Origin of the sequence: Streptomyces sp. NBC_00576 (assembly GCF_036345175.1) — a bacterium.
Lineage (GTDB): Bacteria > Actinomycetota > Actinomycetes > Streptomycetales > Streptomycetaceae > Streptomyces.
This window is the reverse complement of record NZ_CP107780.1, coordinates 5617729-5643586: the sequence shown is the minus strand read 5'-3', so window position 1 is coordinate 5643586 and position 25858 is coordinate 5617729. Positions and strand designations below refer to the sequence as shown.

Annotated in this window: 19 protein-coding genes, 5 tRNA genes and 1 pseudogene; 11 read left to right on the top strand and 14 right to left on the bottom strand. The window is 69.0% G+C overall.

From position 1 onward, the window contains the following. Positions 1-66: 66 nt before the first annotated feature. The 5 genes from OG734_RS24350 to OG734_RS24330 all read right to left on the bottom strand — a co-directional run bounded on the left by OG734_RS24350 (position 67) and on the right by OG734_RS24330 (position 6319). Positions 67-1608: a DEAD/DEAH box helicase gene (locus OG734_RS24350; protein WP_330289611.1), complete on the bottom strand. Its 1542-nt coding sequence runs from the start codon at positions 1606-1608 to the stop codon at positions 67-69. Between the two features lie 312 nt (positions 1609-1920). Next, positions 1921-2124 (bottom strand): cold-shock protein, encoded by a 204-nt coding sequence (locus OG734_RS24345; RefSeq protein ID WP_055531870.1) that lies wholly within the window; start codon positions 2122-2124, stop codon positions 1921-1923. 519 nt (positions 2125-2643) lie between these two features. Then, a tRNA-Lys gene (locus OG734_RS24340) sits at positions 2644-2716 on the bottom strand. A 121-nt stretch (positions 2717-2837) separates the two neighbouring features. Then, positions 2838-4373, bottom strand: coding sequence for an amino acid permease (locus tag OG734_RS24335; protein ID WP_330289610.1), 1536 nt, complete (start codon positions 4371-4373; stop codon positions 2838-2840). Positions 4374-4459: 86 nt separating this feature from the next. Then, the gene (locus tag OG734_RS24330) at positions 4460-6319 is read right to left on the bottom strand and encodes a LamG domain-containing protein (RefSeq protein WP_330289609.1); all 1860 of its coding nucleotides are present in this window, start codon (positions 6317-6319) and stop codon (positions 4460-4462) included. Between the two features lie 429 nt (positions 6320-6748). Between OG734_RS24330 and OG734_RS24325 the strand changes: the two genes are divergently transcribed. Further along, a complete protein-coding gene (locus OG734_RS24325; RefSeq protein ID WP_330287939.1) occupies positions 6749-7963 on the top strand; it encodes an IS30 family transposase in 1215 nt (404 codons plus the stop codon). 70 nt (positions 7964-8033) lie between these two features. Here the strand turns inward: OG734_RS24325 and OG734_RS24320 are convergent, their stop codons facing one another. The 3 genes from OG734_RS24320 to OG734_RS24310 form a co-directional block, all read right to left on the bottom strand. Next, positions 8034-10307 (bottom strand): DEAD/DEAH box helicase, encoded by a 2274-nt coding sequence (locus tag OG734_RS24320; protein WP_330289608.1) that lies wholly within the window; start codon positions 10305-10307, stop codon positions 8034-8036. 244 nt (positions 10308-10551) lie between these two features. Then, on the bottom strand, positions 10552-11112 hold the full coding sequence (locus OG734_RS24315) for a hypothetical protein (protein WP_330289607.1): 561 nt from the start codon (positions 11110-11112) through the stop codon (positions 10552-10554). Positions 11113-11244: 132 nt separating this feature from the next. After that, positions 11245-11595 carry a metallopeptidase family protein gene (locus tag OG734_RS24310; protein ID WP_330289606.1) on the bottom strand — a complete coding sequence of 117 codons (351 nt, stop codon included), beginning with the start codon at positions 11593-11595 and terminating at the stop codon, positions 11245-11247. A 115-nt stretch (positions 11596-11710) separates the two neighbouring features. Between OG734_RS24310 and OG734_RS24305 the strand changes: the two genes are divergently transcribed. Then, on the top strand, positions 11711-13315 hold the full coding sequence (locus OG734_RS24305) for a metallophosphoesterase family protein (protein ID WP_330289605.1): 1605 nt from the start codon (positions 11711-11713) through the stop codon (positions 13313-13315). A gap of 76 nt (positions 13316-13391) precedes the next feature. Continuing rightward, positions 13392-13464: transfer RNA gene (locus tag OG734_RS24300), tRNA-Glu, on the top strand. A 93-nt stretch (positions 13465-13557) separates the two neighbouring features. On the opposite strand, the gene OG734_RS24295 is transcribed toward OG734_RS24300, so the two are convergent. Together OG734_RS24295 and OG734_RS24290 are read right to left on the bottom strand one after the other, a co-directional pair. Beyond that, the gene (locus tag OG734_RS24295) at positions 13558-13836 is read right to left on the bottom strand and encodes a hypothetical protein (protein WP_330289604.1); all 279 of its coding nucleotides are present in this window, start codon (positions 13834-13836) and stop codon (positions 13558-13560) included. Between the two features lie 381 nt (positions 13837-14217). After that, complete coding sequence (locus OG734_RS24290; protein WP_330289603.1) at positions 14218-14589, bottom strand: helix-turn-helix transcriptional regulator; 372 nt, start codon at positions 14587-14589, stop codon at positions 14218-14220. Between the two features lie 134 nt (positions 14590-14723). On the opposite strand from OG734_RS24290, the gene OG734_RS24285 reads away from it, so the two are divergent. Then, positions 14724-15569 (top strand): ANTAR domain-containing protein, encoded by an 846-nt coding sequence (locus OG734_RS24285; protein WP_330289602.1) that lies wholly within the window; start codon positions 14724-14726, stop codon positions 15567-15569. 266 nt (positions 15570-15835) lie between these two features. Here the strand turns inward: OG734_RS24285 and OG734_RS24280 are convergent, their stop codons facing one another. Further along, the gene (locus OG734_RS24280) at positions 15836-16027 is read right to left on the bottom strand and encodes a CsbD family protein (RefSeq protein WP_330289601.1); all 192 of its coding nucleotides are present in this window, start codon (positions 16025-16027) and stop codon (positions 15836-15838) included. Between the two features lie 48 nt (positions 16028-16075). Beyond that, a pseudogene (locus OG734_RS24275) lies at positions 16076-16736 on the bottom strand (Ppx/GppA phosphatase family protein); the annotation flags it as partial. Positions 16737-17041: 305 nt separating this feature from the next. Here OG734_RS24275 and OG734_RS24270 point away from each other — a divergent pair. The 5 genes from OG734_RS24270 to OG734_RS24250 all read left to right on the top strand — a co-directional run bounded on the left by OG734_RS24270 (position 17042) and on the right by OG734_RS24250 (position 21921). Beyond that, positions 17042-17116 (top strand) — tRNA-Asp (locus OG734_RS24270). A 31-nt stretch (positions 17117-17147) separates the two neighbouring features. Next, positions 17148-17221: transfer RNA gene (locus OG734_RS24265), tRNA-Phe, on the top strand. A 141-nt stretch (positions 17222-17362) separates the two neighbouring features. Next, on the top strand, positions 17363-21412 hold the full coding sequence (hrpA, locus tag OG734_RS24260; RefSeq protein WP_330289600.1) for an ATP-dependent RNA helicase HrpA: 4050 nt from the start codon (positions 17363-17365) through the stop codon (positions 21410-21412). Between the two features lie 94 nt (positions 21413-21506). Continuing rightward, positions 21507-21581 (top strand) — tRNA-Asp (locus OG734_RS24255). 133 nt (positions 21582-21714) lie between these two features. Beyond that, positions 21715-21921 (top strand): DUF6274 family protein, encoded by a 207-nt coding sequence (locus OG734_RS24250; RefSeq protein ID WP_330289599.1) that lies wholly within the window; start codon positions 21715-21717, stop codon positions 21919-21921. 442 nt (positions 21922-22363) lie between these two features. Here the strand turns inward: OG734_RS24250 and bldC are convergent, their stop codons facing one another. Both bldC and OG734_RS24240 read right to left on the bottom strand, forming a co-directional pair. After that, positions 22364-22570 carry a developmental transcriptional regulator BldC gene (bldC, locus tag OG734_RS24245; RefSeq protein WP_003949541.1) on the bottom strand — a complete coding sequence of 69 codons (207 nt, stop codon included), beginning with the start codon at positions 22568-22570 and terminating at the stop codon, positions 22364-22366. A gap of 512 nt (positions 22571-23082) precedes the next feature. Continuing rightward, positions 23083-23934: a hypothetical protein gene (locus OG734_RS24240; protein WP_330293771.1), complete on the bottom strand. Its 852-nt coding sequence runs from the start codon at positions 23932-23934 to the stop codon at positions 23083-23085. A 242-nt stretch (positions 23935-24176) separates the two neighbouring features. Here OG734_RS24240 and OG734_RS24235 point away from each other — a divergent pair, with 242 nt between their 5' ends. Together OG734_RS24235 and OG734_RS24230 are read left to right on the top strand one after the other, a co-directional pair. Continuing rightward, entirely contained in the window at positions 24177-25271 is a 1095-nt protein-coding gene (locus OG734_RS24235) for a Leu/Phe/Val dehydrogenase (protein WP_330289598.1), read from the top strand. Positions 25272-25559: 288 nt separating this feature from the next. Continuing rightward, the gene (locus OG734_RS24230) at positions 25560-25826 is read left to right on the top strand and encodes a DUF3073 domain-containing protein (protein ID WP_330289597.1); all 267 of its coding nucleotides are present in this window, start codon (positions 25560-25562) and stop codon (positions 25824-25826) included. Positions 25827-25858: the final 32 nt, after the last annotated feature.

Genomic DNA, 25858 nt, shown 5'->3' with positions numbered 1-25858 from the left:
TCGATACCGCCCCGCGCCCCTTTCGGGGCGCGAGGGGCATCCGGCTTCACCAGGGCAGCTTGCCGCTCAGGCCGCCGCACTCGCGGTGGACGGCCGTGCGGGCGTGCGGTGGGCCGCCGACGCGGGGCGGCGTCGGCCGCGTGAGGTGGCGCCGCCTCGCTTCGAGGTGCCGCCGCGCTGCTTGGGGCGTTCGACCACCGGTGCGGTGATGACGACCGGGACGCCCGAGGGGGCCTGGGCACCGGTGATGGCGTGCAGTGCCTCTTCGCCGGCGCGAACGCGGGTGGTCTGCGGGACGATGCCGGCCGCTGCCATGAGACGGGTCATCTCGCGGCGCTGGTTCGGGGTGACCAGGGTGACGACACGGCCTGACTCGCCGGCGCGGGCGGTCCTGCCGCCGCGGTGGAGGTAGTCCTTGTGGTCGGTCGGCGGGTCGACGTTGACGACGAGGTCGAGGTTGTCGACGTGGATGCCGCGAGCCGCCACATTGGTCGCCACCAGCACGTTGACGTGCCCGGACTTGAACTGCGTCAGCGTGCGGGTGCGCTGCGGCTGCGACTTCCCACCGTGCAGCGCGGCAGCCCGTACCCCGCTGTTCAGGAGGTGCTCGGTGAGCCGGTCGACGGCGTGCTTGGTGTCGAGGAACATGATCACGCGGCCGTCGCGCGCGGCGATCTCGGTGGTGGCCGAGTGCTTGTCGGCGCCGTGGACGTGCAGCACGTGGTGCTCCATCGTCGTGACCGCGCCGGCCGAGGGATCGACGGAGTGCACGACCGGGTCGCTGAGGTAGCGACGCACGAGCAGGTCGACGTTGCGGTCGAGGGTGGCGGAGAACAGCATGCGCTGGCCACCGGGGCGGACCTGGTCGAGCAGGGCGGTGACCTGCGGCATGAAGCCCATGTCGGCCATCTGGTCGGCCTCGTCGAGGACGGTGATGGAGACCTGGTCCAGCCGGCAGTCGCCGCGGTCGATGAGGTCCTTGAGGCGTCCGGGGGTGGCGACGACGACCTCGGCACCGCCGCGCAGCGCGCTGGCCTGCCTGCCGATCGGCATCCCGCCCACCACAGTGGCCAGCCGCAGCTTCACGGCGCGGGCGTACGGGGTGAGCGCGTCGGTGACCTGCTGCGCCAGCTCACGCGTCGGTACGAGGACCAGGCCCAGCGGCTGCCTGGCCTCGGCGCGCTGCCCGACCGTACGGGCCAGCAGCGCCAGCCCGAAGGCGAGGGTCTTGCCGGAGCCGGTGCGCCCGCGGCCCAGTACGTCGCGGCCGGCGAGGGAGTTCGGCAGGGTCGCGGCCTGGATCGGGAAGGGGACGGTCACGCCCTGCGTGCTGAGCGAGGCCAGCAACTCCTTGGGCATGTCGAGATCGGCGAAGCCCTCGACAGCGGGAAGCGCGGGGGTGATCGTCTCGGGCAGGGCGAACTCCCCCTGGACCGCGGCGGATCGACGGCTGGAACCGCCGGAACCCCCGTAGCCGCCGGAGCCGGAACGGCTCGGCGCGCCGGACCGGCCGGCGCTCGACGAGCCGAATCGGCCGCCGCTCCTGCCGGAGGCGGCACCGCCGTTACGGGTGCGGGCGGAGCGGTCGTTCGTACGTGTGCGGTTCATGCGGAACCTTCCTCGATGCGGCTCACATCTAGGAATTTCCGCAGCACCGAGCGGCGCGGAGAATTGCAAGAATGGGCCGATGAAATGCGAAAGCGAATCTGGCCGGCAGTGAATTCGTGCGGGCTCAGGTGGGGAAATTGGTGACTCGTTACGGATGCGATATCCGGGGCATCTACCACGCCCACGGATTGCTCGAAGTACTCGAAGCCCTCGGAGTCGTGTTCTCGCAGGTGACACCACTGCGAAAAATGCATGCAGCTGGGGCCCGTACCCCGAGGGATGCGGGCCCCAGCTGCACAGTACGCGTCAGCGTCAGGCAAGAACGATGTTCTCGGCCGTCGGGCCCTTCTGGCCCTGCGCGATGTCGAAGGTCACCTTCTGGCCCTCAAGCAGCTCGCGGAAGCCCTGGGCGGCGATGTTCGAGTAGTGGGCGAACACGTCCGGGCCGCCACCGTCCTGCTCGATGAAGCCGAAGCCCTTTTCCGCGTTGAACCACTTCACGGTGCCAGCAGCCATGTCATATCTCCTTTGGGGGGCAGTGCATACGGAGTCCACACAGCGCAGACTCCGCGTCGCCGCGATGATCACCCCGCCGGAAAAGACCGGAAATTTAATTTCGGGAACCACACCTGCAACTTAAATCAACAGTAGCACACCACAACCACGCCGCACGCGCCGACTAATCCCCCGCTATTTATTACCGCAAATAACCTGTCCGCACGTTCCGTCAATATCTCAGCTTGCGGCCACAGATATTGGGGCGTACTCAGGCAAGCAGTGGATCCCCGAACGAGGCATCGACCGGGAGACACGGCCGACCCTCGGGGTGGGCGGCGGCCGCCAACCCCCGGCAGGCGCTTCGGCGTGTCGCTACAGGCTGTCCAGGAGCTTCGTGCGCCGGTCCCGGTGCGCCTCGTCCTTGATCGCGCCGACTGCACGCAGCGGACTGGCCGGCACCGGGCCGGCTGACGACCACTCAGCCCCCGAAACGACAGAAGCCCCAGTCCAGATGTCCTCTGAACTGGGGCTTGTCCGTAGACCCTGTGGGACTCGAACCCACAACCAATGGATTAAAAGTCCACTGCTCTGCCAATTGAGCTAAGGGTCCCCGCGATGTTGCATCCCCGAGCATAGCCGGACCCGGCCAGGACTCCGATCGGGTATCGGAGACACGGCCGGGTCACTCCGCAACCAGGGTGGCAACCCACGGAGCGAAATAGGCGTCCTCGCTACGGATCGACCGGTTCGGGCGCCCCCTTCCGAGCCGCCTCCCGTGCCCGGGTCCGCGCGTGTTCCGGGTTCAGGAACCAGTACCGCGCCGAAGCGACCCACCACAGCGCCGCGAACCCCAGGACCACGAGGACGGCGATCGGGGCGTAGTTGAAGTTCTCCCAGGTGACCGGCGCGAGCTGGGGCAGCATGAACAGCACCGTGATCACAGCCACCCAGATCACCGACACCACCCCGATGGCCCGTGACCACCGGCCCAGATGCCATGGCCCGCGCTGGAACTCGTCGCCCTTGCGCAGCCGCAGCAGTGTCGGGATGACGTACGCGATGTAGAGGCCGATCACGGCGATCGACGTCACGGCCGCGTACGCCGTCACGTTGATCAGGTAGGGCAGGCCCAGGACCAGTGCCCCGAAGGCCGCCAGCCAGACCGCCGCGACGGGGGTACGGGTGCGTGGGCTGACCGTGTGCCAGAGGTTGGAGTAGGGGAGGGCGCCGTCGCGTGAGAAGGCGTAGATCATGCGGGAGTTGGCCGTGACGGACGCCATGCCGCAGAACAGCTGGGCCCCGATCACCACCAGCAGGAACAGCTTGCCCGCGGTCGCGCCGAGCGCGTCGAGGAGGATCTGGGCGGGCGGTACGCCGGTCGGGGACGCGAGCGTGTCGTTGTACGACTGGATGGCGAAGGTGAAGCCGAGGAGGAGGACGAAGCCCGCTATCCAGGACGTCCAGATCGAGCGGACGATGCCTTTCGGGCCGGCCGTGGACGCGTCGTGGGTCTCCTCGGTCATGTGTGCGGAGGCGTCGTAGCCGGTGAAGGTGTATTGGGCCATCAGCAGGCCGAGGGCGACCACGTAGACGCCGCTGCCCCACCCGGTGTTGTTCACGAACTCGGTGAACACGAAGGAGACCGACTGGTGTTCGTCCGGTACGAAGGTCAGTGCCCCGACGATGACGGCCACACCCACCACGTGCCACCACACGCTGACGCTGTTCAGCAGACCCACGATGCGTACGCCGAAGGTGTTGAGGAGCCCGTGCAGGACGAGGATGCCGGCGAAGAGCAGGATCGTGCGGCCCGGGGTGACCTCGAAGTCGAACTGGAGGTTCAGGTAGGCGCCCAGGAAGGAGGCCGCCCCGAAGTCGATGCCGGCGGTCACCGCGACCTGCCCGAGCACGTTGAACCACCCGGTGAACCAGGCCCAGGCGGCGGCTGTACGAGGGGGAGCGAGCCGGTGCGCCCAGAAGTACAGGCCGGCTGAGGTCGGGTAGGCCGAACAGATCTCGGCCATCGACAGCCCGACGAAGAGGGTCATGAGCCCTACGGCGACCCAGCCCCACATGATCACGGCCGGGCCGCCCGTGTTCATGCCGAACAGGTACAGGGTCAGGCAACCCGACAGGACCGAGATGATCGTGAAGGACACCGCGTAGTTGGAGAACGCCGACATACGGCGGGCGAGGACCTGGGTGTATCCGAGCTGGGCAAGCCGTTCCTCGTCCGTCAGCCCAGTCGTCATGGCGTCATCTGTCATGCCCCCAGCAATGCCCTCGCTGGGGGTATGACATGCGTCACAGGCGGACTCATTTGGCCGAAAACATATCTGTCCCGGCCACGTTGTCAGACGTCCGTCGCGCCGATCTGCAACTGAGCCACCTGCGTCGCGCTGAGCACGCCCGCGTAAACATGCACCTCGTCGACCGCTCCGTCCAGGTAACCGCCCCAGCCGTCCACGCCGTCCACGCTCTGCGAGCGGCCGATCTGCAAGTCACCCGTCGCCGTCCAGCCGGGCCGGTACGACTCCCTCGCCGACAACTGCCCGTCGGCGTAGAGCAGGATCTCGTCGGTCTCGTCGTCGTACACGAGCGCCAGGTGATGGACATCGTCAGGCGAGGCCCACGCGCCGCCCGCGGTGAGCGTGACCGGCGCCCCGTTCGCATCCGTCAGTCCCACCTCCCACTGCTGCGAGGCCCCCGAATAGCGCACCTCGGCAAGGGAGTTGTCCGCACCCGGCACCGACAGCACCGTCATCGGCCGGTCCTGCGCCGCCGAGTCGATCCGCACGTGCGCGGCGACCGAGAAGCTGTCCCCGGTGGCGATGGACTGGCCGTCCGTCGCGGCGAAGTCCCCGTCGCCGTCCAGCAGCAGGTGCCCGGAACCGAAGATGGGGGACTGTCCCGGCAGGCAGTCGGGGTCGAGCCAGTCGCAGGGGGCGTCGTCGCGGTAGATCGCCGCGTCCCCGCCGAGCGTCAGTGGCCGCCCGCCGTCCCGTTCCGGGCTGCTGCCGCCGGTCGCCTCGTCGAGCGCCCAGTACCCCTCGCTCACGGTGGCCCGCTTCGCCGCCCCGGCGGCCTCGGCGGCGACGACGATCCGGTCCCACACCCGTACGCCGGCCAGCGCCCCGCGCCAGTTCCCGCTCGTGCTCGCGTTGTCTGCCGCGAGCGTGCGCCCGATCTGGAGGTCTCCGGACGCCGAGGTGCCGGTGACGTTCTCGGCCGTGCCGGCCTCCCGCCCGTTCACATACAGCCGGGCCGTACCGGCGACCGGGTCGTACACCCCGGTGAGATACGCCCAGTCACCGGTCTCCGGTACTCCACCCCGTACGACCGAGCCGCCCACCGAGAACGACCAGGCACCGTCCTCCGTCCCGAGCCCGAATCCGGCCGCGCCGCCCTGGCCGGCCGCCGTCATGTTCCCGCCGGTGGCATCCGGTCGCACCCAGGCGCTCACGGAGAAGGCCCCGCCGGTGTCGACGGCAGGTGCGCCGCTCGTCAGATACGCGGAGTCCGACCCGTCGAGGACGACGGCCCCCGTCAGCGAGGTCCGCGAGGGACCTGCCGCGCCGAACGCGACCCCGCCTCCCGCCGTCGCGATCCTGCCGCCCGCTTCCGCCGAGGCCTCGTTCGCCCCGGCCGCGTCCGCGAGCGTCCAGGCGGCGACGGGCGTACGGCCCCCGCTCACCCGGAACTGGTAGGTGGCGGGCGCGCTCGTGTTACCCGCCCGGTCGACAGCCTGGACGTCCAGCCAATTGCGGCCCGCCGACTGTGGCAGCCAGCGCAGGACCACCGGCCCGCCGGGCTCGTCCGGTACGGCCGTCAGCTGCGGCCCGCCAAGGAAGTTGTAGCGGTACGACACCGTGTCGTCCGACGTGGAGTCGACGGTGAACGCGCCGTACACGCCCACCCCGTCGTGCCACAGCTCGGTGTCGTCCGGGTACTCGGGCGACGACACCGAGGGCTTCGCGGGCGCCTCGGTGTCGTACACGAACTCGCACGACCCGCTGCCGCCGTCGGAGCTCCACGGCCCCCACAGCGTGCCGTCGCTCGCCCGCACCCGCCAGCTCACCCCGGTGAACGTCGGCACGTCGGTCAGCACGGTCCAGCTGAACGACGAACCGCTGGACGAGGCGGTCGTGTCGACCGTACGCACCTGTCGTGCGCCCGAGCCGTCCGTCCAGGACACCTCGAACTCGGCGCTCACCCGGCCCCCATCGGGGTCACGGAGAACCGCCCTGAGCGTAGGCCGCGTACCGACGTACGGCCGGTCCGCACCGCCGACGCACGCCTTGCTCCCGGTGGTCAGTTCGGACAGCGTGGGCCGGGACGGTGGTGGTTCTCCGCGGCGGAAGCCCCCCATGGCGCTGCGACAACGGCCGACGCCGCGAGCACAACGGCGACCCCGCAGCGTGCGAAGGCATGACGATCCAACGGATTCAACGAATTCCCTCCCCGTGGATCCGGCTCATCGCCGGATCATCGATTCCGCGCCGGAGCGTAACAGCCGCTACTGACACGCGAGTTGGGATTTTTTCGGCGTGAGGAACGTGCCGAATGCGGCAACGCCGAAGGGCCCGTACGACCGAAGCTTGGGTTCTAGTGGTTGTCGCAACACCCCAGTTCAGGGGATGCGATGGACTTCAAGGTCCGGGACCGGTCCGTTGTCCAGGGGCGCCGTCCCTTGTCCGAGGAACGGCGCCTCTACCTTCAGCTCATGCAGCAGGGGTACAGCAACACCGAGGCATGCCGGATCGTCGGCATCAACGAGAAGACCGGGCGGCGCTGGCGTAACGGCCGGGCGCCGTCCGGCAGGAACGTCGGGGCGTCACCGGTCACCGTGGTGGCGCCTCCTCCCGGTCCCTCGCGGTATCTGCGCGAGAGCGACCGCATTTACATCGCCGACCGGCTGCGGGAGAAGGCCACGGTCCGTGCGATAGCCGTCGAGCTGGGCCGCAGCCCGTCCACGGTCAGCCGGGAGATCCGCCGCAACCGCCACCCGGTCAGCGGCCACTACCGGCCGCACGCCGCGCAGGCCCGTGCCGATGCCCGCCGACCCCGACCCAAACCCGGGAAGATCGGCCAGAACCCCCAGCTGCGGGACTTCATCCAGGACCACCTGGCCATACGGTGGAGCCCTGAGCAGATCTGCCAGGCTCTGAGGGCCCAGTTCCCGCAGCGGCCGGAGATGCACGTGGTCCACGAAACGGTCTACCAGGCCCTCTACGTCCAGGGCCGGGGTGAGCTGCGCCGCGAACTGGCCCGCGCCCTGCGCACCGGCCGCGCCCACCGCAAACCCCGCCGCCAGGCCCAGCGGCGCCAACCCCGATACGCCACCCCCATGGTCATGATCAGCGAACGCCCCGCCGAAGCGGAGGACCGGGCCGTGCCCGGTCACTGGGAGGGCGACCTGATCATCGGCAAGGACGGGAAGTCGGCCATCGGCACCCTGGTCGAGCGCGCCACCCGCTACGTCATGCTGCTGCACCTGCCGGCAGACCATGGCGCCGAAAGCGTCCGGGACGCACTGGTCACAACCGTCCAGACTCTGCCCACCCACCTCCGACGGTCCCTGACCTGGGACCAGGGATCAGAGATGGCCGCCCACGGCTCCTTCACCGTCACCACGGACGTCCCGGTCTACTTCTGCGACCCGGCCAGCCCCTGGCAGCGCGGATCGAACGAGAACACCAACGGTCTGCTCCGGCAGTACTTCCCCAAAAGCACCGACCTGGCGGCCCACACCCGCGAACACCTCGACGCCGTCGCCACCGAGCTGAACGGCCGCCCACGCAAAACGCTCGGCTGGGAAACCCCAGCCGAGCGCCTGCATAAACTACTCACGGCCTGATCAACACGACCACGTGTTGCAACGACCCCTAGAAACCGCCAAGTCGTACGGGCCCTTCAGCGATCAGTGATCAGCCGTTGCGCTTCCAGCGCGGCTTCTCGTCGCGGCGGCCGAAGGACGAACCCGAGCCGGAACCCGACCCCGTGCCCGTGCCCGTGCCGGTGCCGGTGCCGCGGTGGTCGTCACGGCGGCTGTACGGGCGGTCGTGGCTGCCCGAGCGGAAGCCGCCGCCGGTGGGGCGGTCGCCCTGGCGGTCGCGGTTGAAGGGACGGTCGCTGCCACGGTGGCCGGTGGCCGGGCGGTCGTCGCGGCGGAAGCCACCGCCGGTGGGGCGGTCGCCGCCACCGTCACGACGGTCATCGCGACGGAAGCCACCACCCGAGGGACGCTCGTCACGACGCTCGAAGGAACGACCACCACGGTCGTTGTCACGGTTGAAGCCACCCGACGGACGGTCGTCGCGGCGGAAACCACCACGGTCACCGCCACCGTCACGACGGTCATCGCGACGGAAGCCACCACCCGAGGGACGCTCATCGCGACGCTCGAAGGAACGACCACCACGGTCGTTGTCACGGTTGAAGCCACCCGACGGACGGTCGTCGCGGCGGAAACCACCACGGTCACCGCCACCGTCACGACGGTCATCGCGACGGAAGCCACCACCCGAGGGACGCTCATCGCGACGCTCGAAGGAACGACCACCACGGTCACCGTCGCGGTTGAAGCCACCAGAGGGGCGCTCGCGGCGCTCGTAGTTGCCCCGCTCGTCACGGCGCGGACGCTCCTCGCGCACCGGCGCCTCCGCGGCGGCCTGCGCCTCGGCGGCCTCCGCGACGACGACGGCTGCGGCGGCCTCGGCCACCGCGGCCACGGCTGCCTCCGGGTCCTCGCCCCGCTCGCGAGCCGCACGCGCGGTCAGCCTGTCGGCCTCCTCGCGCAGTTCGGACGCACGGCGCGTGGCGCGCTCCAGTTCCTTGGTGAGCTGCGAGACCTCACGCTCGGCCTGCTGCGCGGAGTTGCCCGCGGACTCGGCCTGGACCTCGGTCATCGAACGGGCGCCGGTGATCTCGGCGACGTCCGGCTCGAAGGCCGCACCGCCCTGGATGATGTGGCGCGAGGCGTCGACGCCCGCGTCCTCCATCAGCCGGAAGATCTGGCGGCGCTGGTGCGGCAGGGACAGCGACACGACCGTGCCGGAGCGGCCCGCGCGGGCCGTACGGCCGGAGCGGTGCAGGTAGTCCTTGTGGTCGCCGGCCGGGTCCACGTTCAGGACCAGGTCGATGCCGTCGACGTGGATACCGCGGGCGGCGACGTCGGTGGCGACGAGCGCGTTGACGTAGCCCTTCTTGAAGTCCTCGAGCACGCGGGTACGCGCGCCCTGCGTCATACCGCCGTGCAGCGCGTCGGCCTTCACACCGGAGTCGCACAGCTGCTCGGCGATACGGTCGGCGCCCAGCTGGGTGCGGACGAAGATGATCGTGCGGCCCTTGCGGGAGGCGATCGCGGCCGTGACCGGCGCCTTGTCCTTGGGCTTCACGATGAGGATGTGGTGGGACATCGTCGTGACGTTGCCCTGGGCGCTGTCGACCTCGTGCGTGACCGGGTTGGTCAGGTAGCGCTTGACCAGCGTGGAGATCTCGTTCTCCATCGTGGCCGAGAACAGCATGCGCTGGCCGCCGCCCGGGATCTGGTCGAGCAGCTCGGTGACCTCGGGCAGGAAGCCCAGGTCGGACATCTGGTCGGCCTCGTCGAGGACGGCGACCTCGACGTTCGCCAGGGAGCAGGCGCCGCGGTTGATGATGTCGCGGAGGCGGCCGGGCGTGGCGACGAGGACGTCGACGCCGCGCTCCAGGGCGTAGATCTGGTTGCTCATCGACGTGCCGCCGCAGACGACCTTCATCTTCAGGCCGAGGACGTCGCCGTACGGCTGGAGGGCGTCCGCGACCTGCATCGCGAGCTCACGGGTCGGCGTGAGGATGATGCCGCGGGGCTTCTTCTTGTCGGTGTGGCCGCCGGACAGCTTCGTCAGCAGCGGCAGACCGAAGGAGAGGGTCTTGCCGGAGCCGGTACGGCCCCGACCGAGGATGTCCTTGCCGGCCAGGGCGTCCGGGATGGTCGCGGCCTGGATCGGGAAGGGGCTGGTCACACCGTTCTGCGTGAGCTTGCGCACGACGCCCTCGGGGAGACCGAGATCGGTGAAGGTGATCTGCGGCTCGCCGGACTCGGTGTCGGCGGTGTCAGCGGCGTCGGTGTCGGCAGCCGTCTCAGCGAGGTCGAGGTCGATGGCCTCGTCGTTCTCGTTCTCGGGCACGACGATGTGATCAGTACTGGAAATGGACATGCGAATGCGAAACCTTCCGGAGTCTCGTCGGCACGCGCCCGTCAACTCCGTGATTTCGCAATTCGACCGCCTCAATGCGGTCAGCCACGGCAAGGGAGAGTACGCGCCACACGCGGCGCGTCTCTTCAAGGCGCCAGGCAATGGGATCAAACGATCTACTACCATACGCACCCATCACCCACTTAGGCAAATTGGGTACCGTCCTCGCAGGTCAGCACCCTTTCGGGCCCTCCCGTAGCCACCGTCAGGCGGGCGACCCGGCCTCCGGTGCCGGCTCCCGCGTCACCAGCTGCGGCTCGGCCTGCGGCTGCACAGAGGACGACGGTTCCGCGACCGGCGACGAGGGCGGGGGCGGCGGCGGAGGGGTGGGCGACTCCGCCGGCGGTTCCGGCTCCGGCTCGGCGGTCTTCGTCGGCGTCGGAGGCGCCTTCGTCGGCGTCGGCACACCCGGATCGACGGGCCCGGCACTGGCCCCGCCCGGCCTGGCGGGCGCCGACGCCGGGGCGCTCCGCCTGGCGGACGGGGAGGCGCCCGGGGACGCGGGCGCCCCGCCGGCCTCCTTCGCGCCCCCCTTGGCCTTCCCGTGCCCGCGCTTGCCGTCGCCCTCGGAGCCGCCTGCCCACCCGGTACCGCCACCGCCGGTCACCGCGGTCCCTCCGTCGGGCGCCTTCCCGCCCTTCTGGCCGACGGAGTGGGAGGGCTTGACCCGGGCGGCGTCGTCGTCACCCACGCTCATACAGCCGGCGGCAGCGGCGACCGCCACGACCGTGGCGGCCAGACGGACAGGTACATGCAAGGGGCGCACGGGCAGCCACCTCCGGTGGGGAGTCGAGGAGTCAACGTGCTCAACTCCCGTCGCCCACAAGAAGACACGCGCCCCTCAGCAGCCTCCGCGCGCCCGGCCCCGTAGCCCCACCCCCTGTAGCCCCAGGGCCCGTCAGCCGTAGCCGAGCGCGTGCAGCCGCTCGTCGTCGATCCCGAAGTGGTGGGCGATCTCGTGTACGACGGTCACCTCGGTCTCCGCGACCACGTCGTCCCGCGTATCGCACATCCGCAGGGTCGGCCCCCGGTAGATCGTGATCCGGTCGGGCAGCACCCCCGCGTACCACTCCCCGCGATCGGTCAGTGGCGTCCCCTCGTAGAGCCCGAGCAGCTCGGGATCGTCCGTCGGGGGCTCGTCCTCGACGAACACCGCGACGTTGTCCATCAGCCGCGTCAGCTCCGGCGGAATCCGGTCCAGGGCCTCGGCGACCAGTTCCTCGAACTCCTCGCGCGTCATCTCCAGCACACGCCCATTGTCCGGTACGGGCCACCCGTACGGGGGTCATGGACCCGGGCTCTCCGGAAAGCCGTACCCACAGCCACCCCGCATAGCCGCGCCACGCATTGGGCATACGGGACCAATGGCACGCGTACCCGCCAACACCCCGCGCCCCGAAAGCACCCGCACAACCCCTGGTCGCCTCACCCGCCCCTTGACCGCCCTCACCGGCCCGTACCGCGCCCGGCGCGCGCATCCGGCCGCCGAGCTGGTCAATCCGCCGCACCCCTGGACCCGCGCCCTGGGCCTGGTCGCAGTGGTCCTTCTGGGTGCCTGGCTGGGTCTGCTGATCGTCGGCAACGTACGCGCGCCGGTCGGCCCGATGAACACCACGATGACCCTGCGCCCGTCCCTCACCGGCGGCACGAAGATCAACGTCTCCCCGCTGGGCGCCCTGGAACTCAGCAGCCACACAGCCCCCGTCCGCCTCGACGTGAACGTCGACCAGCTGGACCCGGTCCGCGCCCAGGCCCTCGTCGACCACCCCGAACGCCTTTCCGGCCTCCAGGACGAGGTGGCCCAGGACGTCGGCCACGGCACCCTCGACCTGGCCGTGCGCTCCTGCGTCGCCGTCGTGTCCGGAGCCACCGCCCTCGGCCTCGCGGTCTACCGCCGCCCCCGGCGGGCGCTCGCGGCCGGCGGCCTCGCCCTCACTCTCCTGATGGCGTCGGGAGCGACGGCGTACGCGACCTGGAACCCCAAATCGGTCCTGGAACCGAAGTTCTCCGGACTTCTCTCCTCGGCCCCCTCGCTGGTCGGCAACGCGCGCAACATCGTCACCGAATTCGACGTCTACCAGAAGGAGTTGGCCCGCCTGGTGACAAACGTGACGAAGCTGTACGACGTCACGTCCACACTCCCGACGTACCAGCCCGACCCGGCCACGATCCGCGTCCTGCACGTCTCGGACATCCATCTCAACCCGGCGAGCTGGAAGATCATCGCGTCGCTGGTGGAGCAGTACGACATCAATGTCATCGTCGACACGGGCGACACGATGGACCACGGCACGGCCGCCGAGAACGGCTTCCTGGACCCGATCAGGGATCTGGGCGCCCCGTACGTCTGGGTGCGCGGCAACCACGACTCGCGGCTCACCCAGCGCTATCTGCAGCGCATGAAGAACGTGCACGTCCTGGACGACGGCCGCGCGGTCACCGTCGGGGGGCTGCGCTTCGCGGGCATCGGCGATCCGGCGTTCACCCCGGACCGCTCGGCGGGCGAGCAGGACGGCGGCCCGGCCCAGGAGCTGGCCGGCGACCGGCTGGCGTCGGCCATCCTCGACCAGCGGACCCTGGGCACGCCGGTCGACGTCGCGATGGTCCACGAGCCGAAGGCGGCGCGGCGGACGGACGGCGTGGTCCCGCTCGTGCTGGCCGGGCACCTCCACCACGAGGAGATGGAGGTCATGAAGAACGGCACCCGGCTGCGCATCGAGGGCTCGACGGGCGGCAGCGGACTGCGCGCCCTGGAGAAGCGGTACCCGGACCAGATCGAGGCGTCCGTCCTCTACCTGGACCGCGACACCCGTCGCCTCCAGGCCTGGGACGAGATCAAACTGGGCGGCCTCGGACTGACCACGGCGGAGGTGAGCCGCCATCTGCCGAAGGAGAACCAGCCAGGCGCGACACCGGTTCCCTCACCGCCGCCCTCACCTTCGCCTTCTCCCTCGCCCTCGCCGTCTTAGGTTCCGAGCCCATAAACCGTTCCCGTAAACCGTTTTGGCGAAGCTCCCCGGCATCACCTATGCTTCTCACGTCCTCGCCCCCATCGTCTAGCGGCCCAGGACGCTGCCCTTTCAAGGCGGTAGCACGGGTTCGAATCCCGTTGGGGGCACAGGTAAGTACGGTGGCGGCATCCCGCATCAGGGGTGACCGCCATTTCGTGCGTTACGGACGTTGCGGAACGCCAAGAAGGCAACGGTGAAGATCAGGCCGTCGGCTCGTCGGGCACAGGGTGCTCGGGGCGCCGGCTGCCGGAGTGCGGGGCGCCGCGCCTGCCCGTACCGGCTTCGTCCGTGTCGGGGACCTGCGGGTCGGGCCGCTCCTGCGCCTCCGCGCCCGCCGGGTTGTCATCGACCTCCCAGGGGTCCCCGTCGGCGCCCGCCTGCTGGTCGGGCATGTCCCTGGGGAGGGGCTTCGGCCGGGAGTCCGGGTCCTGTGCTCCGTCTCCGTCGTCCCCGGGGGTGTTCATGCGGTGGTCGTTCACAGCACTGTCCCTTCGTCTCGTCCCGTCTCGTCCTGACGGCGGGACCGGTCGCACACGCGGGTACCCCGGAGGGCGCCCGCCAAGGCCCGCCGCCTCGATCTCGCCCTGCGTGGCGGGGTGCCCGAAGGACGCCTCGGCGCCCAGTCGGTCGAGGGCGGGACGACGGTCCGGCCCTGTTCGAAGAGCTCGACCGTCCGCGGCACGGTGGCGTGCCAGGTTCTGGAGTCCTTTGCCGGTACACGAAGAGCCGGGGCCGCCGCCGCTGCGGCGCATGAGCGAGCACAAGGCACGACTCAGGCGCACAGGACATCCCTGACACCACTCCATGTCCCCTACCGACTACGGGAGGGCGGGAAGCACGCGGAGACGACGCTCAACGCCTCACTGGTCGTCCTCCGAGGCTCTCGCGTGCGGGGCCGTCGACTGCAACTCGCGCTGACCGTCGATGTGTTCGACATCGTGCCGAGCGAGGAGAGACAGCAGTTCCGCCACACTCAGCCCCTCGTCGGCGGGATGTCGCAGGATGGTCCCGTCCTCGATGCGATACGCGTTGGAGCGTCCGCGCCGGGTGTGGGTGAGATAGCCGGCCGTCTCCAGATCCGAAACGATCTTCTGTACGGCACGCTCCGTGAGCCTGCAACGTGCGGCGATGTCGCGGATGCGGGTGGTGGGGTCCTCCGCGATGGCAGCCAGCACGCGGGAGTGATTGGTTAGGAATGTCCAACCGGTGTGTGATTCGGGTACTCCACGCATGCAACCCAGGATAGGCCCATCGATTCACGTATTCAAAAGGCCGAACTCAGTTTCATGTATCGCTTGACGTACGAGACCCTTGGGAGCGAATCTGGAGAGGGCGTGAATTGCCGGATGTCTACGGAGTGGCCGCGATGTCAGAACAAGCAGTTACTACGCAGCTCACAGGGCCGGACCGGGTCCCCAAGACCCCGCCCGCCCGTACTCGAAGCGACGGCCGGTACGGCCAGGACGACCAGATGGCACTACTGGGGATCGAGACCCACCCTGCGGGCCACGAAACGCTGGTCGTGGTGTCCGGTGCGATCGACATCGTCACAGAGCAGGCACTGCACAACGGTCTACGCCAAGCCCTTGTCCGCTCGGACCGCGGCATCGCCCTCGATCTGAGCGGCGTGGACTTCTGTGACTGCTCCGGACTCAACGTTCTGCTGCGCCTGCGCAGGCACGCACTCGAACAGGGCAAGTACCTCACCGTTCGGGCGGCCGGCGCCGCGGCACTGCGGCTCTTCTCGATCACCGGCACACTGCCGCTGTTCACCGCCAACGGCCATCCCGACGGAACCGCCGTCACGAGCGTCATGAGCGTCACGAGCGAGGTCGACGGAACCGACCGGCCCGCGGAGGCACCCACGGCCGTGGCACTTCCCCTCGGGGCGGACATCCCACTGGGCGATACGAACCAGGACCTGCGGGTCGAAGTGGCTCAACTCCGGCGGGCCATGCAGACGCGGCCCGTCATCGACCTTGCCCGCGGCGTCCTCATGGCGTCTTTCGGGCTGAGCGCCGAGGACTCCTGGCAGGTGCTGGTCAGGGTCTCCCAGAACACCAACACCAAACTGCGCGAGGTGGCCGACCACCTCGTCAGCGCTGTCACAGGCGACCCGCTCGCCGAGGTGTTCCGGCAGCAGATCGCCGAGACGGTCGCCGGCCTGCGGGCACTGTCGGAGGCCCCGGAGCCCCCTAGTCCTCACCCCTGACGATGTTGCTCTCCTGACCGGAGCCCTCCGACTCACGCTCGCCGACACCTCGACGCTGCCGAGGGCCCGGCGGCACTCTCGCGTCTCGCGTCGACCCGGCCGCCGTGAGGGTGTCCCTTTCGAGCACCCGATACGCCCTGCCCAAACCGACCTCGCACCTGTCGGCCGACGTGGGGTGGGGAGCCCGGCCGTGCCGGGCTCCCCACCCGCAAGGACTTGTCGGACTCGCCGAAGGTGGAACTCGTCGAAGGGATACGCCGAAAAGCTCAACCGCGATCCCGCATGTCCGAGGGCGCGGCCTTCTCGGCACGTTCCTGAGCCTTTCCCCTGATCTTCTTGGCCTCGCCGCGAGCCTGCTCCAGCTTGCCTTCCAGCTCCTGCTCGTGATCGCTCGTGGCCTTACCGGCCACCTCCTTGGCCTTGCCCTTGATCTTGTCGGTCCGGCCCCTGTCCACCATGGCTCCTCCTGGGTTGGGGGTGGCTCGCCCGCTGAGGCGCCGGCATCTCGGGCTCCGGCATCGCGACCGCAGCGGCGTCGGCCCCGCGGGCACTGCTTCATCCTGTTCCTGCTGTTCCTGCTGTTCCTGCTGTTCCTGGGTGATCTCCGCAGCAACACTCCTTCGCGGATGGCCCACGGGCAGATGGTGAGCGTCTTGATCCCCGTGAGCTTCATCGCCGGGTGCCCCACCACCGCTCCGGCCAAACTCTGCAGGGCCCGCGGCGCGGAGATCCCCTCGGGTCGGGCGCCGCGCCACGAACAAACCCTGGCGACCGGGTGCGGCACCGCACAGCCGGGCCAGCTGCTGGAAGGTCCGCCGGCCCGCGCCGAGCGGCAGAGACACCGCGAAGTCGGGCAGCCTGCCACCACGCCCGCAGGCCACCTCCGGCGAGCCGCCCCGATGTCGAACAGCGCGAGAGACCCGGCGCGCCGGCCATCCACCGCCGGGCACCGAGAAACGTGAGCTCGACCTCGGCCTCGCCCGGCAGCGTGCACAGTCATACGCCCGTCTCGGTCCGCACGGTCCGCACGGTCCGCAGTACGTCGAGCCGGTTCGGCGCGGAGCGCACGGCCGCCGTCGCGAAGGCCGGCGGCCCTCCCGCGCCCCACCGCTGAGCGGTCTCGGCGGCCCACGCGACCGCCTTCACGAGCCGCCGCACGGACGCCTCCGCATGCGACCCGGAGTACCGAGCACCGCCCGCTCCAGTCCCTCCGATCTGCCCCAGGGCTGCTCGCAAACCGGACGGAATAGCCCTCGACCTGCACTGTCGCGCGGGCAGAGCACCCCCCGTGGTCTGATACGCTTTTCCAGCGACATCGGCCCGCCAGCCAGCCTCAACCGGTCACTCAGAACCACCAGATCGGCGAGAGCGAGCAGGCAGTCCGGGTTCGCAATCAGTGTCGGTTCACGACGGGAAATCCCGTTGGGAGCATGCGACACGGTGTGCAAGACTTACGTCGCGCACAACAGCAAGGTCCTGTGGAGCAGTTTGGAGTGCTCGCCACCCTGTCAAGGTGGAGGCCGCGGGTTCAAATCCCGTCAGGACCGCTGAGGTTGCATGTTTCACGTGAAACCTCGTGGCTGGGTAGCTCAGTTGGTACGAGCGATCGCCTGAAAAGCGATAGGTCGCCGGTTCGACCCCGGCCCCAGCCACATCCCGAAGGCCCCGTCCGTTGGACGGGGCCTTCGTCGTGCCCACGCCGTGTCTTCAGCGGGATGGGACGGGCAGGGGCGGCGGGGGCGAGACAAAAGGGTTCGCCAGTAATTTGGCCGAGGTGAGATCCTGGACCGCGTATGTCTACGCAACCCGCCTCCGCCCCCGGCCCCGGCGCTCCCGCCCTCGGCGATCTCGCCCCCCGCCTGACCGAGCTGTCCCTGCGCGACGCGCACCGGCTCGGGCGCAGGCTCGAAGGTGCGCGCAGGATCCGCAAGCCGGAAGCCCGTACCGCCGTCCTCGCCGAGATCGAGGCGGAGGTGGCCAAGGCCGAGCTGCGAATGGCCGAGCGGCGCAGCCGTGTGCCCTCGGTCAGCTACCCCGAGCAGCTTCCCGTCAGTCAGAAGAAGGACGAGATCGCTGCCGCCATCCGCGATCACCAGGTCGTCATCGTCGCCGGTGAGACCGGGTCCGGGAAGACCACCCAGATCCCGAAGATCTGCGTGGAGCTCGGACGCGGCGTACGCGGCATGATCGGGCACACACAGCCCCGTCGTATCGCCGCCCGTACCGTCGCCGAGCGGATCGCCGACGAGCTGGACACGCCTCTCGGGGAAGCCGTCGGCTGGAAGGTCCGGTTCACCGACCAGGTGAACCAGGACGCGACGGTCATCAAGCTGATGACGGACGGCATCCTGCTCGCCGAGATCCAGACCGACCGCGAACTGCGCGCCTACGACACGATCATCATCGACGAGGCCCACGAGCGGTCCCTCAACATCGACTTCCTGCTCGGGTATCTGGCGCAACTGCTGCCCCAGCGGCCTGACCTGAAGGTCGTCATCACCTCGGCGACCATCGACCCCGAGCGCTTCTCCAGGCACTTCGGCGACGCACCCATCGTCGAGGTCTCCGGCCGTACGTACCCGGTCGAGGTCCGCTACCGCCCGCTTCTGGAAGAGGACAGCGAGGATTCCGACCGCGACCAGATCACCGCGATCTGCGACGCCGTCGAGGAGCTCCAGGGCGAGGGCAAGGGCGACATCCTCGTCTTCCTCTCCGGCGAGCGCGAGATCCGGGACACGGCGGACGCGCTGGGCAAGAAGAACTACCGGTTCACGGAAGTCCTGCCCCTCTACGCCCGCCTCTCGCACGCCGAGCAACATCGCGTGTTCCAGCAGCACACAGGACGCAGGATCGTTCTGGCGACCAACGTCGCCGAGACCTCGCTCACCGTGCCCGGCATCAAGTACGTCATCGACCCGGGCTTCGCCCGTATCTCCCGCTACAGCCACCGCACCAAGGTCCAGCGGCTGCCCATCGAGGCGATCTCCCAGGCCAGCGCCAACCAGCGCAAGGGCCGCTGCGGGCGTACGTCGGACGGTATCTGTATCCGGCTCTACAGCGAGGACGACTTCGAGGCCCGCGCGGAGTTCACGGACGCCGAGATCCTGCGGACGAATCTCGCCTCCGTCATTCTCCAGATGACGGCGGCCGGCCTGGGGGACATCGAGAAGTTCCCCTTCATCGACCCGCCGGACCACCGCAACATCCGCGACGGCGTCCAGCTCCTACAGGAGCTCAACGCGCTCGACCCCACCGAGAAGGACCCCCGCAGGCGGCTCACCGACACCGGGCGCAAGCTCGCGCAGCTGCCGGTCGACCCCCGGCTGGCCCGGATGGTTCTGGAGGCCGACAAGAACGGCTGTGTCCGCGAGGTCATGGTGATCGCCGCCGCGCTGTCTATCCAGGACCCGCGCGAGCGCCCCGTCGAGAAGCAGGCGCAGGCCGACCAGCAGCACGCCCGTTTCAAGGACGAGACGTCCGACTTCCTCGCCCTGCTCAACCTCTGGCGGTACGTCCGTGAGCAGCAGAAGGAGCGCGGCTCGTCCTCGTTCCGGCGGATGTGCAAGCAGGAGTACCTGAACTTCCTGCGCATCCGCGAGTGGCAGGACATCTACACCCAGCTCCGTACCGTCGCCCGCCAGATGGGCATCCACACCGACGAGACTGCATCCGATCAGGGTGCTCCGCCCCCGGGCGCCCCCGAGCAGAGCATCCACATCTCCGTCCTGGCCGGCCTCCTCTCCCACATCGGGATGAAGGACGTACCGAAGTCAACGAGCGGCGGAACCGGAGCGTCCACGACGACCGGCGACAGCGCCCGCAACACCTCGGGCAAGAACGAGTACGTCGGTGCCCGCAACGCCAAGTTCGCGATCTTCCCCGGCTCCGCCCTCTTCAAGAAGCCCCCGCGCTTCGTGATGTCGGCGGAACTCGTCGAGACGTCCCGCCTGTGGGCCCGCGTCAACGCCAGGATCGAGCCGGAGTGGGTCGAGCCCCTCGCCGAGCACCTCCTCAAGCGCACCTACAGCGAGCCGCACTGGGAGAAGGACCAGGCGGCCGTGATGGCGTACGAGAAGGTGACGCTGTACGGCGTACCGATCGTCGCGCAGCGGAAGGTGAACTACGGGCGCATCGACGCGGAGGTGTCCCGTGAGCTGTTCATCCGGAACGCGCTGGTCGAGGGCGACTGGCGGACGCACCACAAGTTCTTCGCCGACAACCGCCGGCTCCTCACCGAGGTCGAGGAGCTGGAGCACCGGGCCCGCCGCCGGGACATCCTCGTCGACGACGAGACCCTCTTCGACTTCTACGACGAGCGCGTCCCCGAACACGTCGTGTCGGGCGCCCACTTCGACTCCTGGTGGAAGCACAAGCGAACCGAGGAGCCCGAACTCCTCGACTTCGAGCGGGCGATGCTCATCAACGAGCGCGCCGGGGACGTCAGCAAGGACGACTATCCGGACGCCTGGCATCAGGGGCGGCTCAAGTTCCGGGTGACGTACCAGTTCGAGCCGGGCGCTGACGCCGACGGTGTGACCGTCCACATCCCGCTCCAGGTGCTGAACCAGGTCACCGACGAGGGCTTCGACTGGCAGATCCCGGGCCTGCGCGAGGAGTTGGTGACGGAACTCATCCGCTCCCTGCCCAAGCCGATCCGCCGCCACTACGTCCCGGCGCCCAACTTCGCCAAGCGCTTCCTGGACACCGCCACCCCCCTCCAGGAGCCCCTGACCACCACCATGGCCCGCGAGTTGAGGCGCATGGTCGGAGTCCCCTTCACCGCAGACGACTTCGACCAGGACCGGGTCCCCGACCATCTCCGCGTCACCTTCCGGATCATCGACGAGCGGCGCCGCAAGCTCGCCGAGGACAAGGACCTGGAGGTACTGCGCCTCCAGCTCAAGCCGAAGGCCCGCCAGGCCATCTCCCAGGCCGCGGCGGCCACCGCCGAGCGCGCAGGCGGCGAGTCCCTGGAACGCACCGGCCTGACGGACTGGTCGATCGGCACCCTGACGCCGCTCTTCGAGACGCGCCGGGCCGGCCAGCCGGTGAAGGCGTACCCGGCGCTGGTCGACAACGGCGACACAGTCTCCGTACGCCTCTTCGACACGGAGGCCGAGCAGCAGCAGGCGATGTGGAAGGGCACCCGGCGGCTCATTCTGCGCAACATCCCGGTCAATCCTGCGAAGTTCGCGTCCGAGAAGTTGACGAATGTTCAGAAGCTCGCGCTGTCGGCGAATCCGCACGGTTCGATCCAGGCGCTGTTCGACGACTGCGCGATGGCCGCGGCCGACAAGCTGATCGCCGATTTCGGGGGCCCCGCGTGGGACGAGGAGTCGCACCGGAAGCTGTACGAGAAGGTGCGCGCGGAGATCGTCGACACGACGGTCCGTACGGTCAACCAGGTGCAGCAGGTGCTGGCCGCCTGGCAGGCCTGTGAGCGCCGCCTGAAGGGCGTACGCAGCGCTGTGCTCCTCCCGAACCTGACGGACGTACGCAAGCAGCTGGACGCCCTCGTACGGCCCGGGTTCGTGACGGCGGCCGGTCTGCGGCGCCTGCCCGACCTGATGCGCTACCTCGTCGCCGTGGACCGGCGCCTGCAGCAGATGCCCACCAACGTCCAGCGGGACACCACCCGTATGGAGAAGGTGCACGAGATGCAGGACGAGTACGCGTGGCTGCTTGAGCAGTTGCCGCAGGGCCGGCCGGTGCCGTCTGCGGTGCTGGACATCCGCTGGATGATCGAGGAACTCCGCGTCAGTTACTTCGCCCACGCGCTGGGCACGGCGTACCCGGTGTCGGACAAGCGGATCGTGAAGGCGATCGACGCGCAGGCGCCGTAACGACCTCTGCACGTTGGGTGAGTTCGCCCCCGGGCTCACCCTCCTGTACAGTCTCTTTTCGCAGCACAGCGCAACATCAAGTGCCGCGAAACCTGGTCCTGTGGAGCAGTTTGGAGTGCTCGCCACCCTGTCAAGGTGGAGGCCGCGGGTTCAAATCCCGTCAGGACCGCAGTGAAGAACGAGAGGGCCCGAGTCTCACGACTCGGGCCCTCTGGCGTTGCCGTCTTCTTGACGGAGTCACCTTCCCCCGGTACCCAGAGAGCAGGGCCCTCGATGCCCTGTCCCCCTTCCGGAGGTGGCGTATGGCGGCGACCGTGCGACGGCATGAGACGCGTGCTCTGCTTCGGGCCCATCTGTCGGCCGCCAGCGGGTACCCGCATCTCACGCGGCACTGTCCGATCTGCCACCGGTTACAGAGGCTCGCCATGGAGCGCTGCACCGACGCCGACGGGGACGTCGAGAGCGACAGGGCCGACGAGGCACCGCGTGCCAACAGCAGCTCCCTTTAACACTCGTGCAGCAGCGTCAACAAGGCGCGCGGTGTGTGACGGGTGTCACTGCATGAGTTTTTAAAATGTGGGTTCTTACCCCTCACCTACAACTGGTCAATTTAATATGTGCAATTGCACCAGCCTCAGCAGGCTCCCACAGCGGATCCGACACCCCTCCCCAGACTCCAACAAGCCCGCTCACAGCACCCCGTGCCACCCCCGACCGCGGGCACAAAAAAGATCGCGCTGGACCCGGCGGAGTCCAGCGCGATCTCTACGACGCACCCTTGAAGCTGTGGAACTGCCTTGGGCGTCAGGCCTGTTGGGGCAGACCCACGTCGCTTGAAGCTGTTACTGGTGGAGCTGGTGACTCTGGCGTTGCTGGTGACTCTGGTGTTGCCAGTCGGACGACTCGGCCGATAGTTGGGGGACCTGCCGGTTCGTTCGACTATTCAGTTGGTCAGGCCTCGCTGCGCTGCTGCGGAATGCCCGCAAGCAGGGCGCGGACCTCGGCCTCGCGGTAACGGCGGTGTCCGCCGAGCGTGCGGATGGACGTGAGCTTGCCGGCCTTCGCCCACCGCGTCACCGTCTTGGGGTCAACACGGAACATGGTGGCGACCTCAGCCGGGGTCAGCAGCGGCTCGGCATCAGGGGTGCGAGCGGTCATGAGCGGCCTCCTCGGGAGAACCGAACCTTCTCGGTTCATTCCTCTAAATTCTGCACCTTGACCCGCGTTGCCCGAAATGGCGGATGCGGGTCGAGTCGGTTATAGGACGAACGGCTTGTCCTCGGCACTACAACTACACCATCTGTCCAACCGCGTAGGCCAAACCGATGGAATTGCCCTCCCAGGCGTCCATCGGCGACGGAAGCCAATGGACCATGCCATAGCGGACAGTCACGCCACTGTGACGATCAGTCACAGTGGCGATCAGGAGTCACGAGACCCCCCATAGCGTGCAATGCTGAGATTCCACCCATAGCTGGGCAGATAGAGCCTCCCCCGGACTCCTTGTCCTATTTTGGCACGAGGAGGGGCAAGGAAGGCAAGCCACCTGTACGTGCGGTCCGTCACGCTTGACACAAACGCCCGGATCGGGACCTACGTCCCACGGCAGCCCCAAGAGCGTCCCACAAAAATGGAACTCACGTTCCAGGGAGTCTTTTTTTGATGAACCGTCAGTTGGCCGACCGTCGGTCCAGCACCGCCCGCCACCGCTCCACGAGCCGCCCGTACGCCTCCCCGGCCGCCTCGCCGTCCCCGTCACGCAGCGCCTCGATCCCCGCCGCCACGTCCGCCGCCGAGTGGTCGCCCGCCAGATCGCCGGCCGGCAGCACATGCACGAGCCCGCCGTAGTCCAGCTCGACCAGTGAGCGCGGATGGAACTCCTCCAGCCAGCGCCCGACGTCCAGCAGCCCGTCGATGAGCGGCCCTTCGTCGAGGCTGTCCCGCAGGGTCCGCAGCCCCCGCGCCACGCGCCGCCGCGCCTGCACCATGGGCGTCCGGTAGCGCAGCACGGGCGCCGCGCCCCCGTCGGCTCCCGAGCCCTTTTCGTACTCGCGCTCCTCGTCGGACACGAGCACGAACCAGTTGAGCGGCACCTGCCAGGTCGCCGTACGGATCCAGGGCCGGGCGTCCGGGTTGCGGGTCAGCCAGCGCTCGTAGTCCTGGGCGGCCTGGTGGCGCACGAGGGGCGGCAGGACGGCGTCCAGGACCGAGACGGGCAGTTCCTCCCCGAGGTCACCCAGCGCCTGCCAACCGCGCAGCCGGGTGCGCCAGGGGCAGACGCACAGCACCCCCTCGACCTCGGTCACGAACGCGTCGGCACTCTCCTGCACGGGCACCGCGACCGGCGGCGTGGGCAGCAGGTCGGCCAGGGAACGGCGCAGTTCGTCCTGGTACGAGGGCCGGTCGGGCCGCCGGGCGTAGCGAGCCCAGTGGCTGCGTTCCGGCTCGGGGAAGGCCGCCAGCGGCTCGTAGACGCGCAAGTAGGACGCGTACGGGACGATCACTGCGGACACCTTGGGCACCTTGGGCACGCCTGCTCCCTCCCCCGTGGACGACCTGGACAACCCGTGAAAACAGCACACAGCAGCACGGGAAAATTATGCAAACCGTCGTACGGTTCCACGCCACCGGTGGGTGATCCTTGGCACTGCGGGGACGGTTGGCATACGGAGGCCGGGGAGGAGCTTTACTCTCATGCCCACGGAGGCCCGCCACCCGTACGGGCTCCAGCCCCACCCGCCGCTACTTCCCTGGAGTCACCACAGTGACCGACGTAACCGGCGCGCCTGCTGATGTACTGCACACCCTGTTCCACTCGGAGCAGGGGGGTCATGAGCAAGTCGTGCTCTGCCAGGACCGGGCCACCGGCCTCAAGGCCGTGATCGCCATCCACTCCACCGCTCTGGGCCCCGCGCTCGGCGGTACGCGCTTCTACCCGTACGCGAGCGAGGCGGCGGCCGTCGCCGACGCGCTGAACCTCGCACGCGGGATGTCGTACAAGAACGCCATGGCCGGTCTCGACCACGGCGGCGGCAAGGCCGTGATCATCGGCGACCCGGACATCGTCAAGAGCGAGGAACTCCTCCTCGCGTACGGCCGGTTCGTGGCCTCACTCGGCGGGCGGTACGTCACCGCGTGCGACGTCGGCACGTATGTGGCCGACATGGACGTCGTCGCGCGCGAGTGCCGCTGGACGACCGGACGGTCCCCGGAGAACGGCGGCGCCGGCGACTCGTCCGTGCTGACCGCCTTCGGCGTCTACCAGGGCATGCGGGCCTCCGCCCAGCACCTGTGGGGCGACCCGTCGCTGCGCGCCAAGCGGATCGGCATCGCGGGCGTCGGCAAGGTCGGGCACCACCTCGTGGAGCACCTGGTGGCGGAAGGCGCCGAGGTCTTCGTCACGGACGTGCGCGAGGAAGCCGTACGACGGATCACCGAGCGGCACCGGAACGTAGTGGCCGTCGCGGACACGGACGAGCTGATCCGCCTCGACGGACTCGCCGTCTACGCCCCCTGCGCGCTCGGCGGAGCCCTGAACGACGCCACCGTGCCCGTACTGACCGCCGAGGTGGTGTGCGGGGCGGCCAACAACCAGCTCTCCCACCCGGGCGTCGAGAAGGACATCGCGGACCGCGGGATCCTCTACGCACCCGACTACGTCGTGAACGCCGGTGGCGTGATCCAGGTGGCCGACGAGCTGCACGGGTTCGACTTCGAGCGGTGCAAGGCGAAGGCGGCGAAGATCTTCGACACCACGCTGGCCATCTTCGCACGTGCGAAGTCAGACGGGATTCCGCCGGCCGCGGCGGCCGACCGGATCGCCGAGCAGCGCATGGCGGAGGCCCGCCGGAACCGGTAGGCCGGCGGAGCGCGGAGGTACCTGTCGGCGGGGTGTTGGAGAGAACTCTCACTCCCGTCGGCGGGTCGGCCGCGAAGAAGTGGTTAAAATCGCGGTTGACCAGCGAGTACAGGGCACCTCGCGGGTTCTGGGCACCGCCACGTCCTGTGGGCGACGTACCGTATGGGCGTGGGCTCAGGTACCGTGGAAGCCCTACGGACCGGTCTCTCTGCGGAGAGCCCGTTCCAGAACATGAACGCGTGTCAAGACTCTGGGGCCACCGAGCCCCGTATCCGAGGGGGTCGAGCCATGGGGCGCGGCCGGGCAAAGGCCAAGCAGACGAAGGTCGCCCGCCAGCTGAAGTACAGCAGCGGCGGGACTGACCTCTCGCGTCTGGCCAATGAGCTGGGCGCTTCGACTTCGAGCCAGCCGCCGAATGGCGAGCCGTTCGAGGACGACGACGACGAAGAAGACGACCCGTACGCTCAGTACGCGGATCTGTACAACGACGACGATGAGGACGAGGACGATCAATCCTCAGGTCCCGCGTCGTCTCAACAACGCCGTGGGGCTTGACGTCTTACGTCTGCTGCGGCGCGCTGAACAGG

What these genes read in the sequence shown, in the direction of transcription:
- OG734_RS24250 (WP_330289599.1), top strand. Translation starts at nt 21,715, where the DNA reads ATGGCGGCGACCGTGCGACGGCATGAGACGCGTGCTCTGCTTCGGGCC.
- OG734_RS24350 (WP_330289611.1), bottom strand. Translation starts at nt 1,608, where the DNA reads ATGAACCGCACACGTACGAACGACCGCTCCGCCCGCACCCGTAACGGC.
- OG734_RS24305 (WP_330289605.1), top strand. Translation starts at nt 11,711, where the DNA reads ATGGCACGCGTACCCGCCAACACCCCGCGCCCCGAAAGCACCCGCACA.
- OG734_RS24320 (WP_330289608.1), bottom strand. Translation starts at nt 10,307, where the DNA reads ATGTCCATTTCCAGTACTGATCACATCGTCGTGCCCGAGAACGAGAAC.
- OG734_RS24335 (WP_330289610.1), bottom strand. Translation starts at nt 4,373, where the DNA reads ATGACAGATGACGCCATGACGACTGGGCTGACGGACGAGGAACGGCTT.
- OG734_RS24280 (WP_330289601.1), bottom strand. Translation starts at nt 16,027, where the DNA reads ATGGTGGACAGGGGCCGGACCGACAAGATCAAGGGCAAGGCCAAGGAG.
- OG734_RS24325 (WP_330287939.1), top strand. Translation starts at nt 6,749, where the DNA reads ATGGACTTCAAGGTCCGGGACCGGTCCGTTGTCCAGGGGCGCCGTCCC.
- OG734_RS24285 (WP_330289602.1), top strand. Translation starts at nt 14,724, where the DNA reads ATGTCAGAACAAGCAGTTACTACGCAGCTCACAGGGCCGGACCGGGTC.
- OG734_RS24230 (WP_330289597.1), top strand. Translation starts at nt 25,560, where the DNA reads ATGGGGCGCGGCCGGGCAAAGGCCAAGCAGACGAAGGTCGCCCGCCAG.
- hrpA (WP_330289600.1), top strand. Translation starts at nt 17,363, where the DNA reads ATGTCTACGCAACCCGCCTCCGCCCCCGGCCCCGGCGCTCCCGCCCTC.
- bldC (WP_003949541.1), bottom strand. Translation starts at nt 22,570, where the DNA reads ATGACCGCTCGCACCCCTGATGCCGAGCCGCTGCTGACCCCGGCTGAG.
- OG734_RS24345 (WP_055531870.1), bottom strand. Translation starts at nt 2,124, where the DNA reads ATGGCTGCTGGCACCGTGAAGTGGTTCAACGCGGAAAAGGGCTTCGGC.
- OG734_RS24290 (WP_330289603.1), bottom strand. Translation starts at nt 14,589, where the DNA reads ATGCGTGGAGTACCCGAATCACACACCGGTTGGACATTCCTAACCAAT.